This is a genomic window from Paractinoplanes atraurantiacus, assembly GCF_900215205.1.
Lineage (GTDB): Bacteria > Actinomycetota > Actinomycetes > Mycobacteriales > Micromonosporaceae > Actinoplanes > Actinoplanes atraurantiacus.
Genome location: NZ_OBDY01000013.1, coordinates 116,390 through 133,303, shown reverse-complemented (window position 1 = coordinate 133,303; position 16,914 = coordinate 116,390). Strand labels below are relative to the sequence as shown.

The following is a 16,914-nucleotide window of genomic DNA, read 5'->3' as shown; positions in this document are numbered from 1 at the left end:
AAGTATCGGCCTCACCCGTGAGGAATGAGCGGCGTCAGTCGAGCAGGCCGAGCTCGCGCCCCTGGACGACCGCGGCGGCCCTGGTCGAGGCGCTGAGCTTGCGGTAGACGGCCGCGACCTGGGTCTTGACCGTGTTGCGGGAGAGCCGGAGCTCGCCGGCGATCTGGTTGAGGGTGAGGTGGGTCGGCAGCAGGAGCAGCACCCGCTGCTCGGCCGCGGTCAGCCCGGCCGTGCCGGCCCCGGTGTCCGCGGCCGACTCCCGGCCCAGGTCGGCCGTGAGCGCCCGGTACCGCTCGGCGAGCACGCCGGTGGTGGTGAGCTGGTCGAGCGCGAGCCGGGCCCGTACGGCCGCCTTCGACGCCGCCGTATGGTCGCCGGCGTCGAGCGTCACCCGGGAGAGCCGGAGGGAGGCCGCCGCGACCAGCCACGGGAACGGCCGGGCCTGCTCCATGGCCTCGGCCGCCTCGCCCAGCAGCAGGCGGAAGGCGGTGGCGTCGCCGGTCTCGAGGGCCACCCGGGCCCGGACCAGGTGGGTCATGACGGCCCAGCCGTAAGTGCGCGACCCGGGGCCGAGCAGCGCGGCCGACTCCTCGGCGTACGCGGCGGAGGCGGCGCAGTCGTGCTGGTCGGCGGCGTGCCAGGCCAGGCCGGCCAGGGCCAGCGCGGCCGGCACCGGATACTCCGCGCCGGTCCGGGCGGCCCGGGCGAAGCGGGCGGTGGCCAGCACGGTGTTGCCGGTGAACCCTTCGGCCACGCCGAGCAGGACCATCGTCGTCGCGTACCAGGGCGAGCCGGGACGCTCGGCGCGGGCCGCGCGACGGGCACTGCCGAGCATCCCGTCGACACCGCCCGGTGCCAGCGCGGCCCGCAGCCGCTCGACCGCGGCCGCCGTCTTCGCGTCCGGAGCGGCCTGGCCGGTGGCGGCGGTCAGGCAGGCGCCGGCCTGCAGCGTTCGGCCGGCGAACGCGTACACCCACCCCGCCCGCGCGGCGAGCCGGACGTCCTGCTCGACCGCTCCCCGCCCCAGCCCGTCGAGCGCGTCGGCGACCGGCCCGGCCCGGCCCTCGTTGATCAGCCCGCGCCCGTGGCGCAGCACGAGCCGGGTGGTGGCCCGCGTGTCGCCCGCCGCGGCCGCGTGCCGCACGGCCGGTTCGGCCTGGTCACGCCGTTCGAACCAGGTGGCGGCCCGGCGGTGCAGGGCCGGCTCGGCGGCGGGCTCGCGGCGGCGCAGCTCGGCCAGCAACATCTCCCGGAAAACCGGGTGATAGCGGTAGGAACGGGAGGCCGGGTGGATCGGCGCGACGAACAGGTTGCGGACGGCCAGGCCGGCCAGCAGCTGCCCCGAGCCGTGCCGGCGCAGCACCGCGTCGCAGACGCCGCCGGAGAGAGTGTCCAGGGTGGCCGAGCGCAGCAGGAACCGGACGGTGTCGGCCGGCTCGGCCGCCAGCACCACCTCCCGGAAGTATTCGCTGAGGTAGGCGTCGGCCCCGGTGACCTGCCCGGCCGCGCGGACCGCGTCGGAGCGGCCGCGCAGGCTCAGCGCGGCCAGGTAGACGCCGGCCGGCCACCCCTCGAACCGCCGGTTGAGCCCCAGCGCCTGCTCGGCCGGCAGTGCCGTGCCGGTGGCCCGGATCAGGTTGATCGCCTCGGCCCGGGACAGCCGCAGGTCGGACGGCCCGAACTCGGCGCACCGGCCCTGGCTGCGCAGCCCGCCGACCGGCAGGCCGAGCCGGCTGCGGGCGCCGATCGCCAGGTGCGACCCGGTCGGCAGGCTCTCGGCCAGGGCCAGCACGAGCTGCTGGCCGGGGGTGCCGCGCAGCAGGTGGACGTCGTCGATGACCAGCACCTCGGGCGCCGTGGCGGCCAGCCGGGGCACGGCCTCGCCGGCCAGCTCGGACGCGGGGGCCGACAGCGAGCGCCACGTGGCCGGCTCGACCGGGTGGATCTCGCCGATGGCCCGGGCGATGCGGCGCAGCAGCCGGTGCGGATCGCGGTCGGCCGGCTCGGCGGTGACCCAGGCGAAGGACCGCTGGTCGCGGGCGGCCCACTGGCGCAGCGCGATCGACTTGCCATAGCCGGGCGGTGCCACGAGCAGGATCAGGGGCACGTCGTCGCGGACCGCGGCCAGATCGGTGATCAGCCTGCGGCGCGGCACCAGCTCCCCGCGTGTCATCGGCGCCGTGACCCCCGTCCGCCAACGTGAAGCCGGTCGGTGACCGGCGAGATCGAGTAATCATCAGATCGCACACTGTGCAGTCGCCGCAACGGGTCGTCGCACAACTTTTGCCACCCGTGGACCTCATGACCTGGTGACTGTCCGCTCTCGTCATCCACTTACGGAATCACCCAGGTCGGGTGATGTGACTGTTGATGATCGGTAGAAAACTCTGCGTAGACACCGGAGTCCCCGTGGCAGGCCGCGACGCGCCTGGGCGGCACTGGTGCGAACGCAGGCGGGGCGATCGCATATGGGGGTACTGGATGCATGGGGAGATCGCTACCGAGCTGACGACGACCGACGGCGAGCCGATCATGACGATCAAGCTGGAGCCGCCGGGCCTTCCACCGTGGTGGGTGGTCCGCGAGCGACTGCGTGAGCGGCTCGATACCGGGCCGGCCCGCCGTCTCACCGTCGTGACGGGGCCGGCCGGATCGGGCAAGAGCAGCCTGGTCGCCGACTGGACGGCCAGCGGCCACGCCGGCGGCCGGGTCGGGTGGCTCACACTGGAACCGGACGACGACCGTCCCGAGACCTTCTGGTCATATGTGGTGGCCGCCCTGCACCGGGCCGGTGTGCACGTGACCAGCCCATGGCAGGAGGGCGCCGAGCGCTCGTTCCTGGTCCGTCTCGTGGTGGCCCTGTCGGCCCAGCAGGAGCCGGTCGTGCTCATCCTCGACAACGTGCACACGCTGACCCGGGCGTCCATCCTGGACGGTCTGCATTTCCTGATCGAGCACGCCGGCCCGATGCTGCGCTGCGTGCTGGTCGGCCGCACGGATCCGCCGCTGCCGCTGCACCGCTACCGCCTTGCCGGCTCGATCACCGAGATCCGCCACGACGAGCTGGCCTTCACCCCGGCCGAGGCCGACGCGCTGCTGACCGCCCACGGCACCCGGCTCGGGCCGAACGCCGTGGCCGAGCTGACCGAGCAGACGCACGGCTGGGCCGCCGCGCTGCGCCTGGAGGCCCGCGCGCTGCCCATGTCCGGCGACAAGAAGGACGAGCTGGCCGACTACATCCGCAACGAGCTGCTCGGCGAGCAGACCGCGGCCACCCGCGAGCTGCTGCTGCGCACCTGCGTGGCCGAGCGGCTCCCGGCCGGGCTGGCCGTCGAGCTCAGCGTGCGCCGCGACGCCGCCCAGGTCCTCGACCGGCTCGCCCGCCAAGGTGTCTTCGTGACCGCGGCCGCCGGCGGCGAGCGGACCTATGTGCACCACCCGCAGGTCCGCGAGGTGCTGCTGGCCGCCCTGAGCGAAGGACCGGTCGACCGGGTCACCGGCCTGCACCGCCGGGCCGCCCGCTGGTACGCCGGATTCGACCGCTACGCCGAGGCGCTGCCGCACGCCCTGCTCGCGAAGGAATGGGCCCTGGCCGCCACCTCGGTGGTGCGCAGCCTCGGCATCACCGACCTGCTCGACGGCCGGGGCGCCACCGCGTTCACCCCGATGCCGCCCGACCTCGACCGGCCCGAGGCCGCGGTCGTCGCCGCGGCCGTCGCCCACTATCTCGACGACCCCGAAGCCTGCGCCAAACATCTGATGCGGGCCGGCGAGATGGCCGGCGGGCACGACATCTCCCTGCCGCTGAGCCTGGCCGCGGTCGACGTGGCCCGCGCCCGGCGCCACGGCCGGCCCGACGACCTGGCCGCCTCGGCCGAGCTCGCCTGGCGGCTGCTCGACGACGCGCTGGTCACCGGCGTCGCCGTGCCGTCCGCCCTGGCCTCGCTGATCCGGCTCGCCCGGGCCGAGAGCCTGCTCTGGCGGCACGACCTGACCGGCGCCTGCGCGGTGCTGCAACCGTCCGAGAACGACGGAGGCGAGGTGCTGGGCCGGCTCGCCCTGGCCGAGGCCCTCTGCGGCCGCCTGCGCCGGGCCAACGAGCACGCCCGCCGTGCCCTGGATCGCACCGGTGCCGACGACACCCCCGGCGACGCGGCGGCCGACGTGGCCCTGGCCTGGGTGCACACCGACGAATACGACCTGACCGCGGCCCGCGTGCACGCCGAACAGGCGGCGGCGCGGCTCGAGGAACACCCGGACGCCCTGCTTGCCGGGTTGCTGGCCCTGGTCCGGGCCCGCGTGCACCGTGGCGGCGGCGACACGGCCCGGGCCGTCGAGGCGCTCACCGCGGCGCCCGCCGGCACGATGCCGCCATGGCTCACCGAGATGATCGCGGTGACCCGTGACGCGCTGCTCGCCCCCGGGCGGCCGCCGTCGGCGAAGGGCACCACCGCGCCGCACGCCATCGCCGAGGCGCTGGCCGCGGTGACGGCCGGGGAGACGACCCGGGCCCGCAGCGTGGTGGCCTCGCTGGGCGAACGGCCCGGGTTGCCGCTGGACGTGCGGGTCGAGGGCTGGCTGGTCACGGCCGCGGCCGAGCTGACCGACGGGCGTCGCGACCGGGCCCGGCGCGCCCTGCACCGGGCGCTGGCCCTGGCCGAGACCGAACGTCTCCGGCGGCCCCTGCTCGAGACGGCCGCCACGGTGCGGCGGTTCCTCCGCGAGGATCGCGATCTCGCCGTACGCCATGACTGGCTCGGTGCGACCCCGCGCCCCGCAAGCGTGCCGGTCCCCGCCGCCCCGCCGCCTCCGGCGGCGCCGGCCGCCCCGGTCATGGTCGAACCGCTCACCGCGAAGGAGACCGAGGTCCTCGGCTACCTCGCGCAGCTGTTCTCCACCGAGGAGATCGCCCGGACCATGTACGTCTCGGTCAACACGGTCAAGACACACGTGCGCGGCGTGCTGCGCAAACTGGCCGCGACCCGCCGCAACGAGGCGGTGCGCCGGGCACGCGACCTGGGCCTGCTGTAGCTCATCCGGTGGGGGTGACGACCCCCGCCGGGCGAGCCGAGATGCTCAGCGGCATGGGGACGGAGCATGAGATGACCGAGAGTCTTACCAGCGCGCCGGCCGTCCTCCCGTCGTGGCGGGAAACCCCATCGAGGCAACGGATCCTCGAGTTCGTGGCGGTCGCGGTGGCCGGGATCCCGCCCGAGGACCGCATCGCGGTCTTCGACAACGACGGCACGCTGTGGTGCGAGAAACCACTGCCCGTGCAGGCGGACTTCCTGCTGCGCCGCATCGGCGAGCTGGCCGACCGATATCCGGCGCTGCGCAGCCGGCAGCCCTTCAAGGCGGTGTCGGAGAAGGACCACGACTGGCTGGGCGGGGCGATCACCAAGCACTACCAGGGCGACGACGCCGATCTGCGCGAGATGGCGGCGGGTCTGCTTCAGGCGTACGAGGGAACGACGGTCGACGAATTCGCCGAGCTGGCCCGGGACTTCCTCGTCAAAGGCGAACATCCGACCCTCAACCGGCCGTACGCGGACACGGCGTACCAGCCGATGCGCGAGCTCATCGACTACCTGGTGGCGAACGGCTTCAGCTGCTACATCGCGACCGGGGGAGGACGCGACTTCCTGCGTACGGTCAGCGCGGACGTGTACGGCATCCCGGCCGACCGGGTGATCGGCAGCTCGGTGGCGCTCGAGTACCGCGACGGCCGGATCGTGCACACGGCCCGGCTGGACGTCTTCGACGACGGGCCGGCCAAGCCGGTGCGCATCTGGAGCCGCATCGGCCGCCACCCGATCCTGGCCGTGGGCAACGCCAACGGCGACCTGCCGATGCTGCGGGCGGCGGGCGGGGGCCGCCGGGAGCCGCTGCGCATCGTGGTGGTGCACGACGACGCCCAGCGCGAGTTCGCGTACACGGCCGGCGCGACCGAGGCGATCGCGGCCGCGGAGGCGGAGAACTGGGTGGCGGTGAGCATGGCCGGAGACTGGTCACAGGTCTTCGGCCCTCGTTGAGGGGGAAACCGAGGGTGCGCGGGGAGGGCGATCCCCGCGCACCCGAGGTTAGTTTTGGACCATGAAGCTCCTGATTCCGGACAGCATCGCGCTGGACCTCGCCCTGCCTTCCGACGTGACCACGTCCGTCTACGCGGTCGACAAGCCCCTCTCCGACGATCAACTCGACGCGTCCGCGGTCGTCGTGTGGGGCAATCCCGCCGCTTCGCTGAAGGACATGGCCTCTCGGTTGACGAACGTGCGCTGGGTGCAGACCCTGGCGGCCGGGCCGGACGCGGTGCTGGCGGCGGGCTTCGGCGACGACGTGGTGATCACGTCCGGGACGGGACTGCACGACCTGACGGTCGCGGAACACACGTTGGGACTCACGCTTGCCGCGGCGAGGCGTCTCAATTTGCTCGTACGGGCCCAGGTCGGCCACCGATGGGCGCAGGAACTCGGCGGCAATCAGCCGGTGCACGACCCGACCGCGTTCCGCACCCTGCGCGACGCCCAGGTGGTGATCTGGGGCTTCGGCGGCATCGCGGCCACGCTGGCGCCATATCTGACGGCCCTGGGCGCGACGGTGACGGGGGTGGCGCGGACCGCGGGTACTCGGCACGGCTTCGAGGTGGTGACGGAGGAGGCCTTCCCGTCGCTGCTGCCCCGGACGGACGTGCTGATCTCGATCCTGCCCGCGACCTCCGCCACGGCACACGCGCTGAACGCTTCGGTGCTGGCCCTGCTGCCCCCGCGAGCCTGGGTGATCAGCGTGGGCCGCGGGACGACGGTCGACGAGGCGGCGCTGCTGGCGGCGCTGCGCTCGGGCCGCCTCGCGGGCGCGGCGATGGACGTCTTCGAGACCGAGCCGCTGCCGGCCTCGTCCCCCCTGTGGGACGAGCCGAACATCATCATCACACCGCACGCGGCCGGCGGCCGCCCGGTGGGCGCAGCCGGCCTGGTCTCCGCGAACCTTGCGGCGTTCGTCGCGGGAGAGCCGTTGAAGAACGTGGTGTCGCGGTAGCCGGCCTTCTCACCTGTCCATGACGAACGCCGGTGGCGTCCATGGGGGCTGCTCGACCAACAGAGGGCCGGCAGACGGCAGCACCGGGGCCAGGGCGTGAAACGGGGGCTCGGCGGTGGCTGCGTTGTAGTCCTTGAAGTCGCGGGTGGCCAGCAGGGCCACGCCGCCGTGGGTCAAGGGGCGGACCTCCGTGAAGGCTCCCGTGGCGGCCAAGGCTTCGGCGCCGCCCAGGATGGTGGTCAGCTCGGCGGGGACGATGGTCAGCCAGTCGTGGCCGCGCAAGGTCTGGCGGGAGCGGCCGATCGTGTGGGCGGGGTCGCGGTGGGCCTTGACGAAGCCGGGGGTGCGGGGATTCATGGTGTGCTCGATGGCGGTCGCGCCGGTGCCCCGGTAGTAGCCGATCTGACCGTAGCCGGGGTTCGCGCGGTCGGCGAAGGAACACAGGACAGTCGTGGCCTCGATCCTCACCCGGGGCAGCGTAGAGGGCGCCGGGTTTGCCTTGTTCGGGGAGTGAGGGGCGCCTACGATCGGCGGATGGAGCGCCAGGGTTCGGCGGCCATGTCGCGGAGCGCGTTCGCGGCCGTCGTGATCGGAAGCTATCTCGTGGGGGCCGCCTTTCTGGTCGGGGCCCTCCTGGTCTTCTCCGGAGCGGTCACCGTGGCCGGGCTCGGGGAAGGCTCGGTCGTGCAGCGCATCGTGGCCGGATTCGTTGCCCTGCTTCTCGGAGGCGTGACGGTCGCCGCCGCGACCATGAAGCTTGCCGCAGGGCCCGTCACACGGTCCCAGGGCCGGCCCGCCGCCGGCGACAGTTATGGCGAGGTCGTCTCCAGGTCACACCCCGGGGTCGGCGAATTCTAGGGCTACGGGCCGATGAAGCTGACTGTCTCGGTCAGGGGCGCCCGCCCGGTGTGTGCCTGTGGCGCGTCCTGACGTTCGAAACCCACTGAGACGCCGCACAGCAGCACTTGGTCTTCGTGAGCTCCGACCGCTTGGCTGACGGTCTCGCGGTACATCGTCCACATGACCTGAGGGCAGCTGTGCAGTCCTTCGGCCCTGAGCAGCACCATGACGGTTTGCAGGTACATGCCGGCGTCGGCCCACTGGCCGGGTCCCATCGACCGGTCCACGTAGCAGAACAGGACGGTGGGGGCGCCGAACGCCTCCGTGTTCAGGGCGGCGATCTTCATGGGACGGTCCGGGTCGTCGCGGTCGATGTTCAGCGCGGCGTATCGCTGGGTGGCGGCGGCGGAGAAGCGGTCCAGGTAGGGCGGGACCAGCTCGGCCGGGTACATGGGGTATTCCCGTGCGTCGCCCGGGTCCCGCGCCAGCGCCCGGGCTGTCGCGCGCCGCTTCAGGGCGGTCAGGGGCTCGCCGGTGACGACGTACAGGTGCCACGGCTGGAGGTTTCCGCTCGACGGGGCCCGCGCGGCGGCGGCCAGCACGCGCTCGAGCACGGCCCTGGGCACCGGCCGATCGCTGAACGCCCGCACGGAACGGCGGCTGCTCACCGCCTCGTACACGTCCATCGAACGATCATAGGAAGGGAACGTCCATCAGGCTCAGGAGGCGGCTCCGCTACGGTCCGAGTGGAGTCTCATCCCTGCGAGATGAGGTAGGGGCGGTGAGGTCGGCGGCACGATGAGCGCGACGGGCCGCGATGGATGAGGTGAGCGCTGTGGCAGACGGTCTCGGCAAATGGCGTGATGCGGCGCTGGGTGCGGTCTTCCAGGCGCAGGACGCGACGGTTCGGGTCTTCGTCGATGTGCGTGAGGCGGGGACCGGGGCGGCCGGGAAGGCAGCCGGCCGGTTCACTGCGGGGCTGGACGGGCTGGCCGGGCGCGGCGCCGCCGAGCGGGAACAGGCCGCCGCGGGCATGCTCGGGCGGGCCGCGCGGGCCAAGGCCGCGTTCGACGCGGCGGTCATGGCCGTGGCGACCTCGGAGCTGGCCGACCGGGTGGTCGACGCGCAGCTCGAGCGGGTGCTGCGGCCGCTGGTCCGCACGATTCTGGATGATGTGCTCGCCCTGCTGGCCGAGGAGCCGGAACGCATCCAGCCGCTCGTGCGCGGGCAGCGCGACACCATGGTCGACGAGCTCGTCGGCCGTATCCGCAACGGCGCCGCGGCCGGGGACACCGCGGTCGACCGGGTCACCACCCGCGTGCTGCGGCGCGGCGGCGACCCGGTCCCGGTGCCCCCGGCCGACCCGCGGTGAGCGACGCCGCCGGGCGGCCCGTAGTAAGCGACGCCCTGGGCCGGCCCGCGGTGAGCGCGAACGGGCTGGGCCGGCCGGTCAAGGTCTACGCCGGGCCGGTCAGCCGCCTGATCGCCTACTTCATCGACGCCCTGATCGTCACCGGTTTCGGTACGGCCGCCATCGCCGTGCTGGCCCTGGTCGGCGAGGTGGCCGGCATCCTCGTCCGGGAGATGCAGACGCTGCTGGTGGGCGCGTTCGCGCTGGCCCTGCCGGCCGTCTTCGGCGTCTACTGCGCCGTGTTCTGGCTGCTCGCCGGGCGCACCCCGGGCATGGCCCTGCTGGGCCTGCGGGTGGTCACGGCCGGCGGGCGGCCGGTGGGCTGGCTGGCCGCGCTCGTCCGCGGCCTGGTGCTCGGCTATTTCCCGATCGGGGCCGCCTGGATCCTCGTCGACCGCCGCCACCAGGCGATCCACGACAAGATCGCCCGGACCGCGGTGCTGCGCCTGAGTCCGGAATGACGCCCAAGCGCTCGTACCTGCCGGTGATCATCCTGATCGCCACCACCTACGTGCTCGCCACGTCGCTCAGCGGGTACTGGTCCATCTCGATCGTGCTGCTCGTGCAGGTCGGCACCGTCTGGTACGCGCTGCGGGTCTCCGCCATCCGCCGGGGCGTGCGGACCGTGGCCAGCGTGGTGCTGGTGCTGGCCCTGATGACCGCCGCCTGGAACGCGGTCACCGACGCCAACCGGCTGCTCACCGCCGCCACCTTCATCACCAGCAGCGCGCTCTACCTGATCGCGCCGATCGCGATCGTGCGCGACGTGGCCCGCCGCCCGGACGCCGACCGGGAACTAATGTTGGGCGCCCTCTCGGCGTACTTGATGCTCGGAATGGCCTTCGGTTTCGCCTATCGGTGCATCGCGACGCTGCAACCGGGCCCCTTCTTCGGGCGGGGTGTCGGCGACGGGACCTTGGCCGACACGCTCTTCTTCAGCTTCGTCACTTTGACCACCACGGGTTACGGCAACGTCGTGCCGGCGGGCAACCCGGGGCAGACCCTGGCCGTGCTGGAGGCCCTCGTCGGCCAGCTTTTCCTGGTCACGGCCGTGGCGAAGGTGGTGGAGGCGTGGCGTCCGCGACTGTGGCACCGGAGCTCGCCGTCTCCTCCAGAGCAGTCCGGAACGCCCGCGCCGCCGGTGACGCCGCCCCCGCCACCCGCTGAGCGGTGAAGATGGTCCGCCGCGGCATCAGCGGCAGGTCGAGCAGGCGGCACGAGGTCTGCCGGCCGGCCCAGACCAGGTCGGGGATCAGGGCGACCGCGTTGCCCGACTCGACGAGGCGGATGTGGGCCTGCAGGTCGGCGGTCTCGTAGCGTACGTCCGGCTCGAAGCCTGTGCTCCGGCACAGCTGCTCGGCGAAATGGCGCGAGGCGGCGCCGCGTGGCTCCATCACCCACGGCATGTGCCGGGCCTCGGCCAGGGAGGCCACCGGCCGCAGGGCGACCTCGGCCGCGGGCAGGGCCAGGCGGATCGGGTCGGTGGTCAGCGGGCGCCGGTCGAGGCCGGGATGGTGTGGCGCGGCGTGCGCCGGGTATTGCTCTGCGATCACCATGTCGAAGTCGCGGGCCCAGGTCTCGCGCAGCGCCTCCTCCGGTTCGCGCTGCACCATCTCGACCCGGACGTCGGGAAAGCGGGTGGCCATGGCGAGCAGGGTGGCCGGCATCAGCGCGAGCGCCGCCGACTGGAACACCGCGACGCGCACGCGCCCGCTCACGCGCGTCCCGGCGGCCTGCAGGCGGGCCTCGGCGCGCTCCAGGGTGTCGAGGACCTCGTCCACCGACGCCACCAGCACCTCGGCCTGCGGGGTGAGCTGGACCCGGCGCCCGGCCTTGCGCAGCAGCGGCATGCCGGCCTCCTTCTCCAGCTGGCTGAGCTGCTGCGACACGGCCGACGGGGAGAAGTTGAGTGCCTCGGCGACGGCCGCGATGGTGCCGCGGATGGCCAGCTCGCGCAGCAGCACCAGACGCCGGATCTCGAGCATCGGAACCCCCGTACGAAGCGTAAGAAGAAGTGAATAGTACTCGTCATGAACCGTCGCTTTTCCTGAACGGAACTCGGAAGGACACTTTCGGCATGACTGACGTCGCCCACTCCCCGGCCAGCACCCCGGCCGCGGACAACGAACTCGCCGACGAGGCGGTTGCCCTGGTCCGCCGCTGGCTGCACGAGGCCGCGACGATCCCGGTGGGCGGTTCCGCCGCGCAACTCGCCGGCGTCCTGAAGGACCCCAAGGGCCTCGCCTTCGCGGTCGGTTTCGTCGACGGCGTCGTCCGCCCCGAGGACCTGAAGGTCAGCGCCCGCGCCCTGCACGCGCTCGCGCCGGACGTGCCGCGCTTCCTGCCGGCTCCGCTGCGGGCCGCGGTTCGCCTGGGCGGCACCCTGGCGCCGGTCATGCCGGGCGTGGTCGTGCCGATCGCCCGCCGCGTGCTGCGCCGCATGGTCGGCCACCTGATCGTCGACGCCACCGACGCCAAGCTCGGCAAGGCCATTTCCAAGATCAAACGCCGTGATGTACGCCTGAACGTGAACCTGCTCGGCGAGGCCGTCCTCGGCCGCGGGGAGGCCACCCGGCGCCTGCGCGAGACCGAGCGGCTGCTGGGCCGCGACGACGTCGACTACGTGTCGATCAAGGTGTCGGCCACCGTCGCCCCGCACAACCCGTGGGCGTTCGACGAGGCCGTCGGTCACATCGTCGAGCAGCTGACCCCGCTGTTCCGGCTGGCCGCCACCGCGCGCACCAAGAAGTTCGTCAACCTCGACATGGAGGAGTACAAAGACCTCGATCTCACCATCGCGGTCTTCACCCGCCTGCTCGAGAAGCCGGAGCTGCGTGACCTCGAGGCGGGCATCGTCCTGCAGGCGTACCTCCCGGACGCCCTCTCCGCGATGATCCGCCTCCAGGAGTGGGCACGCGAACGCCGCGCGAGCGGCGGCGCCGGCATCAAGGTCCGCCTGGTCAAGGGGGCCAACCTGCCGATGGAGCAGGTCGAGGCCAACGTGCACGGCTGGCCTGTGGCCACCTGGAACACCAAGCAGGACAGCGACACCAACTACAAGCGCGTCCTCGACTACGCCCTGCACCCCGACCGGATCGGCAACGTCCGCCTGGGCGTCGCGGGCCACAACCTCTTCGACGTCGCGTACGCGTGGCTCCTGGCCGGTCGCCGCGGCGTACGGCCGGGAATCGAATTCGAGATGCTTCTCGGCATGGCCGAGGGCCAGGCCGAGGTGGTCCGGCGCGAGGTCGGCGGTCTGCTGCTTTACACACCGGTCGTACGCCCGGAGCAGTTCGACGTCGCCATCGCGTACCTGATCCGGCGGCTCGAGGAGGGCGCCAGCAGCGACAACTTCATGTCGGCGGTCTTCGAGCTGGACAAGAACGAGGCTTTGTTCGTCCGCGAGCGGGACCGTTTCCTGGCGTCTCTCGCGGCGCTCGATGAAACCGTCCCGCCGCCGCACCGCGTGGCCGACCGGTTCGCCGCCGTCGCCCCCTCGAAGCCCGGCCACTTCGAGAACACCCCGGACACCGACCCGTCCGTCGCGGCCAACCGCGACCTGGTCCGCGCGGTCCTGGCCCGGGTGCCCTCGTCTTCGCTCGGTGTCGAGACCATCGACGCGGCCCGGGTGACCACCGAGGGCAAGCTCGACTCCCGGCTCAACGCCGCCGTCGGCGCCGCCGCCTCCTGGGGCGCGCTGTCCGGCAAGGCCCGGGGCGAGATCCTGCACCGCGTCGGCGAGGCCCTCGAGGCCCGGCGGGCCGACCTCATCGAGGTGATGGCGTCCGAGACCGGCAAGACGGCCGACCAGGCCGACCCCGAGGTGTCCGAGGCCATCGACTTCGCCCACTACTACGGCGAGCTGGCGGCCGGTCTCGACGATGTCGACGGCGCCACCCACGTGCCGGAGAAGCTGACGCTGGTCACGCCGCCGTGGAACTTCCCGGTGGCCATCCCGGCCGGCTCGGTTCTGGCCGCCCTGGCCGCCGGCTCGGCCGTGGCGCTCAAGCCGGCCGGTCAGGCCGAGCGATGCGGAGCACTGCTCGCCGAGATCATCAAGCCGGTCCTGCCCGACGCCGACCTGCTCACCCTGGTGCAGGTCGAGGAGCAGGCGCTGGGCCGCCAGCTCGTCGGTCACGCGCTGGTCGACCGGGTGGTGCTGACCGGGGCGTACGAGACGGCCCAGCTCTTCCGTTCCTTCCGCCCCGACCTGCCCCTGCTGGCCGAGACGAGCGGCAAGAACGCCATCATCGTGACCCCCAGCGCCGACCTCGACCTGGCCGTCAAGGACGTCGTCGCCTCGGCCTTCGGCCACGCCGGGCAGAAGTGCTCGGCGGCGTCGCTGGTCGTGCTGGTCGGCTCGGTGGCCCGCTCGCAGCGCTTCCGCCACCAGCTGATCGACGCGGTGGAGTCGCTGACGGTCGGCTGGCCGTCCGACCCGGAGAGCCAGGTCGGCCCGGTCATCGAGCCGGCCGCGGGCAAACTGCTGGACGGCCTGACCAAGCTCGGCGCCGGCGAAAGCTGGCTGCTGCAGCCGAAGCAGCTCGACGACAGCGGCCGCCTGTGGAGCCCCGGCGTCCGCGACGGCGTCCGCCGCGGCTCGGAGTACCACCGCACGGAGTACTTCGGCCCGATCCTCGGCATCATGACCGCGTCCACCCTGGACGAGGCGATCGACCTGGTCAACGAGGTCGACTACGGCCTCACGTCGGGCCTGCACACCCTCGACCCGGCCGACCTGGGCACCTGGCTCGACCGCATCGAGGCGGGCAACCTGTACGTCAACCGCGGCATCACCGGCGCCATCGTCCGCCGCCAGCCGTTCGGCGGCTGGAAGCGCTCCGCGGTCGGCGCCGGCACGAAGGCGGGCGGCCCGAACTACCTGGTGGGTCTCTCCCACTGGGCTCCCGCGCCGTCCACCTCCGAGGCCACGGTCGACCACCCCGAGGTTCGCAAGCTGCTGGCCTCCGTCGACAGCGAGTTCGTCGCCCGCGCCGCCCGCAGCGACGCCGCGGCCTGGGCCGACGAGTTCGGCCAGCTGGCGGACGTGTCGGGCCTGTGGGCCGAGCGCAACGTGCTGCGCTACCTGCCCGTCCCGGTCTCGATCCGCCTGGCCGAGGGCGCCCCGGTCGCGTCCCTGGCCCGCGTCGTGGCCGCCGGGCTGCGAGCCGGAGCACCGCTCCGCGTCTCGTCGGCGGTCCCGGTCGACCTGCCGGTGGAGGTCACGGTCGAGGACGACGCCACGTGGGCCCGCGGCCTGGACGGCGTCAGCCGCGTACGCCTGATCGGCGGCTCCTTGTCCCAGGTCACCGCGGCCACCGGGGGCCGCCCCGACCTGGCCGTCTGGCACGGCCCGGTCACCGAGGCCGGCCGCATCGAGATGCTCCCGTTCCTGCACGAGCAGGCGGTGAGCATCACGGCTCACCGCTTCGGCAACCCGGACCGCCTGGCCACCACGGCCCTGTAACGCACCACCGCCGAGGCCCTTCCCACCGTTGGCGGTGGGGAGGGCCTCGTCAGAGCCACATGGTCAGGTTGAGCATGTTGCCGTCGGGGTCGAGGACGTGCGCGACCCGCTGACCCCACGGCATGTCATTGGCCGGGCCGGGCACGGTGCCGCCGGCCGACTCGACCACCGGGAGCAGCGCGTCGACGTCAGCGACCTCGGCGCTGAGGATGACGCGAACCGGGGCGCCGATCTCGGTGTTGTCGTTCTGCGCGAGGCCGAGCCTGGTGGCGCCGAGGCGCAGCTCGACATAGAAATCGGGGCTTTCGTCGAGGGTCTGCTCCGCGCCGAGCACCTTCTCGTAGAAGGCGCGCAGCCGGGGCAGGTCGGGAGTGCTGACGATGGGCTGAATCGAGGTCATGTTGGGGTAGACCGCGCGACCGTCCGGAACTCATCGGCTCAGTCCTCATCGCCTCAGTCGAGGCAGAACTCGTTGCCCTCGACGTCCTGCATCACCTGACACGACTCGTTCTCCTCGTCGGCCAGCAGGAGTTGGCCGCGTTTGGCGCCCAGCGCCTCCAGGCGGGCGCACTCGGCCTCGAGGACGGCCAGGCGCTCGGCACCGACCAGGCCGGTGCCGACGCGTACATCCAAATGCACCCTGTTCTTGACGACCTTGCCCTCGGGAACGCGCTGGAAGAAGAGCCGCGGCCCCTCCCCGGTGGGGTCGACGATGGCGAACGACGCATCGGGCTCCTCCGTCGCCGGGGGCTCCACGTAGCCCAGCACCTCGCACCAGAAGCGGCCGACCCGCACGGGCTCAGCACAGTCGAACGTGACCTGAAACTTCCTCACCGACGCCATCGGGCCACCATAGTTGCCCGCTGCCATCGTCCGACATCCGTCAATCGCAGCCGGCGACGGCAGCCCTTGCCTTGGCGAGCGCCAGCGCTTGGCGAGTGGCACAACCGTGCCGCCACCAGTTCGGGAGCGGATCGATCACGCGCTTGGGCGCGGTTGTCCACGACGCCACCGCCTGGCCGAGCCGCGCTGTCGCCTGGAGAGGGCTGATTGTGTTCATGGGCTGCCTATGCCAAAGATGGCACTCGGTGGTCATTCGACTACGGTGCGTCAGCTGGGGCGAGCGTGCCGGAGGCCGGTGTCCACCCTCCTATGGGGGCGCCGGTATCTCCGGCTCCCCATGACGCCCGCGAATCCGAAAGGCCCACGACCATGCGCAGAACATCGCCCCGGCTGTCGTCCACGGTGGCCGACAATCCACCGGCCCCCGCGGCCGGCACCCTCCCCGGGGACCCGCCGCTGCCGTCGTACCCCTGGCTCGACGAGCAGCCGAAGGCGTCGCTCGCCAGGCAGCGGGTCACCACGACGCCCAAGCCGTGCCGGAGCAACGGGGCGGACGAGTCACCGACCAGGGACGAGGTGCTCCGCCGAGCGCGCTCCTGGCTCGCCGTCGTCGTTCCGTACAGCCAGAACCGCTGCTACAGCAACGAATACGGCTGCTACCGCACGGATTGCTCCGGCTTCGTCTCGATGGCCTGGGGCCTCGGCGGTTCTGGCCAGGGACACTGGACCGGCAATCTGCACGAGAAGTCGCATGTCATCGCCCGCGGGGCGCTCCAGCCGGGCGACGCCCTGCTGCGGCACGTGGGTGATCCACACCAGGACCACGTGGCGCTGTTCGAACGCTGGGCCGACGCCGCACACACTCGTCCGATCGTGATCGAGCAGACCGGCTCGCACGACACGGTCCGGAGCACCTGGCGGCCGGTGCACGCCAGCCGGTACACCCCCGTCCGCTACGACCACATCAAGTCGGTGACACCGCCGCCCCCGCCGCCGCCGCGCATCGGCGTGCTCACGACCGACGGTGTCGCCTTGGTGAAGGAGGGTGGCCTCAGCGCTAAGTGGGTCACCGAGTACAAAAATGTCCAACTGCTGGCGCTGGCCGGTGACCGGATCGGTGTGCTGACGGCTGACGGTGTCGCCTTGGTGAAAGACGGTGGCCTCAGCGCCCGGTGGGTCACCGAGTACAAGGGCGTCGAGCAGTTGGTTCTGGCGGGTGACCGGATCGGTGTGCTGACGGCTGACGGTGTCGCCATGGTGAAAGACGGTGGCCTCAGCGCCCGGTGGGTCACCGAATACGAGGACGTCGAGCAGTTGG

At 72.6% G+C, this 16,914-nt stretch carries 14 protein-coding genes and 1 pseudogene; 9 read left to right on the top strand and 6 right to left on the bottom strand.

Annotation, left to right across the window (positions count from 1 at the left end; all coding sequences use genetic code 11):
• Nucleotides 1-34 precede the first annotated feature (34 nt).
• Complete coding sequence (locus CRP55_RS27305; RefSeq protein ID WP_097322990.1) at nucleotides 35-2,173, bottom strand: winged helix-turn-helix domain-containing protein; 2,139 nt, start codon at nucleotides 2,171-2,173, stop codon at nucleotides 35-37.
• Nucleotides 2,174-2,481: 308 nt separating this feature from the next.
• On the opposite strand from CRP55_RS27305, the gene CRP55_RS27300 reads away from it, so the two are divergent.
• From CRP55_RS27300 to CRP55_RS27290, 3 genes are all read left to right on the top strand, one after another.
• Entirely contained in the window at nucleotides 2,482-5,031 is a 2,550-nt protein-coding gene (locus tag CRP55_RS27300; protein ID WP_097322989.1) for a winged helix-turn-helix domain-containing protein, read from the top strand.
• A 71-nt stretch (nucleotides 5,032-5,102) separates the two neighbouring features.
• Entirely contained in the window at nucleotides 5,103-6,032 is a 930-nt protein-coding gene (locus tag CRP55_RS27295) for an HAD family hydrolase (RefSeq protein WP_097323097.1), read from the top strand.
• Between the two features lie 61 nt (nucleotides 6,033-6,093).
• Nucleotides 6,094-7,035, top strand: a complete 942-nt coding sequence (locus tag CRP55_RS27290; RefSeq protein ID WP_097322988.1) for a phosphoglycerate dehydrogenase — start codon at nucleotides 6,094-6,096, stop codon at nucleotides 7,033-7,035.
• Nucleotides 7,036-7,044: 9 nt separating this feature from the next.
• On the opposite strand, the gene CRP55_RS27285 is transcribed toward CRP55_RS27290, so the two are convergent.
• Nucleotides 7,045-7,503, bottom strand: a complete 459-nt coding sequence (locus CRP55_RS27285) for a hypothetical protein (protein ID WP_097322987.1) — start codon at nucleotides 7,501-7,503, stop codon at nucleotides 7,045-7,047.
• A gap of 66 nt (nucleotides 7,504-7,569) precedes the next feature.
• On the opposite strand from CRP55_RS27285, the gene CRP55_RS27280 reads away from it, so the two are divergent.
• Nucleotides 7,570-7,893, top strand: coding sequence for a hypothetical protein (locus tag CRP55_RS27280; protein ID WP_097322986.1), 324 nt, complete (start codon nucleotides 7,570-7,572; stop codon nucleotides 7,891-7,893).
• Between the two features lie 2 nt (nucleotides 7,894-7,895).
• On the opposite strand, the gene CRP55_RS27275 is transcribed toward CRP55_RS27280, so the two are convergent.
• Nucleotides 7,896-8,561 (bottom strand): nitroreductase, encoded by a 666-nt coding sequence (locus CRP55_RS27275; RefSeq protein ID WP_097322985.1) that lies wholly within the window; start codon nucleotides 8,559-8,561, stop codon nucleotides 7,896-7,898.
• 149 nt (nucleotides 8,562-8,710) lie between these two features.
• Between CRP55_RS27275 and CRP55_RS27270 the strand changes: the two genes are divergently transcribed.
• The 3 genes and pseudogenes from CRP55_RS27270 to CRP55_RS56055 form a co-directional block, all read left to right on the top strand.
• Nucleotides 8,711-9,247 (top strand): hypothetical protein, encoded by a 537-nt coding sequence (locus tag CRP55_RS27270; RefSeq protein WP_097322984.1) that lies wholly within the window; start codon nucleotides 8,711-8,713, stop codon nucleotides 9,245-9,247.
• A complete protein-coding gene (locus CRP55_RS27265; RefSeq protein ID WP_245923394.1) occupies nucleotides 9,244-9,747 on the top strand; it encodes an RDD family protein in 504 nt (167 codons plus the stop codon). The genes CRP55_RS27270 and CRP55_RS27265 overlap by 4 nt, the downstream gene beginning before the upstream one ends.
• A pseudogene (locus CRP55_RS56055) lies at nucleotides 9,744-10,298 on the top strand (ion channel); the annotation flags it as partial. The gene CRP55_RS27265 and the pseudogene CRP55_RS56055, both read left to right, overlap by 4 nt.
• Nucleotides 10,299-10,329: 31 nt before the next feature.
• On the opposite strand, the gene CRP55_RS27255 reads toward CRP55_RS56055, so the two are convergent.
• The gene (locus tag CRP55_RS27255; protein ID WP_097322982.1) at nucleotides 10,330-11,271 is read right to left on the bottom strand and encodes a LysR family transcriptional regulator; all 942 of its coding nucleotides are present in this window, start codon (nucleotides 11,269-11,271) and stop codon (nucleotides 10,330-10,332) included.
• A 92-nt stretch (nucleotides 11,272-11,363) separates the two neighbouring features.
• Here CRP55_RS27255 and CRP55_RS27250 point away from each other — a divergent pair, with 92 nt between their 5' ends.
• Nucleotides 11,364-14,753 carry a bifunctional proline dehydrogenase/L-glutamate gamma-semialdehyde dehydrogenase gene (locus CRP55_RS27250; RefSeq protein ID WP_097322981.1) on the top strand — a complete coding sequence of 1,130 codons (3,390 nt, stop codon included), beginning with the start codon at nucleotides 11,364-11,366 and terminating at the stop codon, nucleotides 14,751-14,753.
• Between the two features lie 49 nt (nucleotides 14,754-14,802).
• On the opposite strand, the gene CRP55_RS27245 is transcribed toward CRP55_RS27250, so the two are convergent.
• Both CRP55_RS27245 and CRP55_RS27240 read right to left on the bottom strand, forming a co-directional pair.
• Nucleotides 14,803-15,153, bottom strand: coding sequence for a VOC family protein (locus tag CRP55_RS27245; RefSeq protein ID WP_097322980.1), 351 nt, complete (start codon nucleotides 15,151-15,153; stop codon nucleotides 14,803-14,805).
• Nucleotides 15,154-15,206: 53 nt separating this feature from the next.
• Nucleotides 15,207-15,596: a VOC family protein gene (locus CRP55_RS27240; RefSeq protein WP_097322979.1), complete on the bottom strand. Its 390-nt coding sequence runs from the start codon at nucleotides 15,594-15,596 to the stop codon at nucleotides 15,207-15,209.
• Between the two features lie 369 nt (nucleotides 15,597-15,965).
• Here CRP55_RS27240 and CRP55_RS27235 point away from each other — a divergent pair.
• A partial coding sequence (locus CRP55_RS27235) for an NlpC/P60 family protein (protein ID WP_498368170.1) occupies nucleotides 15,966-16,914 on the top strand: 949 nt, incomplete at its 3' end.